General features: G+C 54.4%; 2 protein-coding genes. One reads left to right on the top strand and one right to left on the bottom strand.

What is annotated here, in order from left to right:
• The coding region (locus KVT28_RS24625) for a hypothetical protein (protein WP_217550766.1) at positions 1 to 494 on the bottom strand (494 nt) is incomplete at its 3' end.
• Positions 495 to 941: 447 nt separating this feature from the next.
• On the opposite strand from KVT28_RS24625, the gene KVT28_RS24620 reads away from it, so the two are divergent.
• A partial coding sequence (locus KVT28_RS24620) for an Ig-like domain-containing protein (protein ID WP_254633649.1) occupies positions 942 to 3,179 on the top strand: 2,238 nt, incomplete at its 3' end.

Here is a 3,179-nt window from a genome sequence, read left to right as displayed (position 1 = left end):
CCGCCGTGCTGGTTCTGCATGGCGCGCACGATGCCGCCGAGGCCGAGCAGCCCGGCGAAGGCGGCCATCGCCATCCACGCGCCGCTGTTGTGCTCCGGCACGAACAGCGGGGCGCTATCCGCGGCGTCGCTGCTGAGCATCAGGAAGGCGCTCTCACCGTCGTCCATGTCACTGGTCGCCTCGCCGCTGTCGGCGGAGACCCAGTCGTGCGCCCTGCCGTCTTCACCGATACCCTGCAGGCGGGCGTTGTTCTCGTAGAAATCGTAAATGACCAGGCGCGGTTCGTCCTCGCCGGGCACGGTGAGCAGCAGGTTCTTACCGTGCCGCTTCATCGCCATGCGGGCGGGCTGGCCGGAATGCTGGGCATCCGACAGCAGGATGCGCTGGCCGGGCGTGGAGTGAATGTACTGGGTACCTTTGCCGGACGGCAGCGTCAGCGGCGCAGAGAGGCGGTTACCTTCGGCCGTGGCAACGGCGAGAGCGGAAGCAGACATAAACAGATCCCTGTTATCAGATTAATCGGCTGGGTAAATTGCTCTTGAGTGTGCTGGGCTGTGGCAGAAAGAAATACAGGCTGGGTCTGGGATGAAAAGTGGAATAAAGCAAAAATATTTTGAACATAAACCAGCCAAATAATGGCTGCCTGTTTTTGAATAATGTGTGACAGATAATTCCCAAAACACCCACATTCATCACGTACCAAATAACTCGGACAAGAAGGGTGCATTTCACTGCTGGTAAGGCTCTCGCTCAACTCAAAAATCCCTAACTGTAGAGGGCATATTGCTCTGATAGGCGTCAGCAAACTCAACCAAGACCGCGCTCGTATTTAACCTTAAGACACGTCTGTAAATTCCGGTGTTATCTGGGTAAGAGATCAATTAACCCAGTCAATCATCCGCGTCAGCGGAATTGGGCTAAATACTGTGTAAAGGGTCTTTATGAGTCTCAATCAAGTTAACATTGCAGTGGTGGAGAACAACACCATTGTTAAATCCGATGTACTGCGTGCTGAAAAAGCCGGTTCAGCGGTAAAAATCAAAGCCGTAAAAGGTGGAAAATACATTCTGGCGCAAGGTGAAAAAGGTTACGCTCCTGAGAACATTACCGTTAAACGTGTGGGTAAAAACCTGCATGTAATGCTGGAAGGCACCGATGAAAGCCAGCCACAGCTGATCATTGAAGATTTCTTCGAAAATCCAGGCGAGTTGGTCGGTAAGGCCGAAGACGGTCAGTGGCACGAATTTATCTCTTCTGATGGCGACAGCGATCATGAAGCCGCTTTCCTGATGGATGGCGAGTCTTCAGCACTGGTATTGGGTTCGGGAGTCATTGCGGGTCTTGATGGCCTGGCCGTTGCGCCTTTTGCGCTTTCTCCAGCACTACTGGCGTTGGGTACGTTAGCGGGTCTGCTGGCTGCAGCGGGTCTTGCTAAATCCATCGCCAATCATAATAAAGATGATGGAAACGGCGGTAGCGGTGAAGGCGGTGAAGGCGGTGGCGGAAGCACCGTATTCACTCCTGGCTTGACGAACGTTAACGATAATCATGGTGACTTTACCGGTCCAATCCATAACGGCGGTCTGACCGATGACAGCACACCAACCTTCAGCGGTACCGGTACACCGGGCAACATCGTGGTGATCCGTGATAACGGTGAAGAGATCGGCAGCGTCATCGTCGGCGAAGATGGCAAATGGGAATTCACCCCAGAAAACCCACTGGACGATGGCGAGCATAGATTTGAATTGGTAGAACGTGACGACAAAGGCAACGAAAGTGCGCCAAGCGATGAGTTTACAGTCATCATCGATACCGAAGCACCTGCACGTCCAGATATTGGTCAGGTTTATGACGACGTGGAACCGAAAATGGGTCCAGTCGCGAACGGCGGCTATACCAACGACGAAACGCCAACCTTGAGCGGCGATGGTCAAACACCCGGCGACACCATCATCATTATCGATAATGGCAAAGAAATCGGCTCGGTAATCGTTGGTCAGGATGGTTCATGGTCATTTACCCCAGAACCTTTAGAAGATGGTGACCATAACTTTGAGATTGTGGCGCGCGATCCGGCGGGCAACCGTTCAGAGCCTTCTGAACCTTGGTTAGTCATCGTAGACACCGAAATCCCTGGCAAACCAGGCACCGGTACCACCGCGGGTCTCGACGACATCATTGATGATGTTGGTCCGGTTACCGGTTCACTGCCAAATGGCAGCATCACCGATGACACCAAACCGACCCTCGAAGGTTCCCATCAAAGACCAGGTACCATCGTTACCATTATCGACAATGGCACCGTTATCGGCAGCGTTGTAGCGGATAAAAACGGTGGCTGGCAGTTCACCCCGTCAACCGAATTGGCAGAGGGCGATCATCAGTTCTCCATCATCATCGAAACGCCAACCGGCTATATCTCGCCAGAATCCGATCCGTGGTTAGTGATTATCGATATTGATCCTCCTGCGGCACCGGTTATTGTCGACATCATCGATGACCAGGGCGACGTAGTTGGCGCAATAAAAGACGGCGACACCACCGACGACGCACAGCCAGAAATCCGTGGTACCGCAGAAGCAGGCAGCACCGTCATCATTTACGATAAAGGTGTTGAAATCGGTCGTGTTGAAGCAGATGAAAATGGCGACTGGTCATTCATTCCTGTTCCGCCGCTGCTGAACGGCGACCATGAAATTACCGCTAAAGCACAGGATAAAGCAGGCAACATCGGCGACGAATCCAACAGTGTTGGCTTTGACCTGATCGCGGGCGGCAACGCCACTGGTCCAGCGATTACTGGCGCGTGGGATGACGTGGAAGGCAACACCGGGATGCTGCATAACGGCGACCTGACCAACGACGCACGCCCTGAGCTGCGCGGTACCGCACAGCCCGGCGACATCGTCACCATCATCATGGACGGCAAGGTTCAGGGTTCAACCACCGCCGGCCCGAACGGCCAGTGGAACTGGACGCCAGCAACAGATTTGCCAGAAGGCGTGCGCAACTTCCGCGCAGAAGTGACCGACGCAGCCGGCAACAAAACCGCTACCGGCAACTTCCAGCTGGAGCTGGACCTGACCAAACCTGATGCCTCAGACGACCTGACGGCAGAAGACAACGTCGGCCCAATTACCGGTCCAATTCAAAGCGGCGACACCACCGACGACAGC

This window comes from Pantoea sp. GbtcB22 (assembly GCF_019091025.1).
GTDB lineage: Bacteria > Pseudomonadota > Gammaproteobacteria > Enterobacterales > Enterobacteriaceae > Pantoea > Pantoea leporis.
This window is presented reverse-complemented; position numbering and strand designations above follow the sequence as displayed.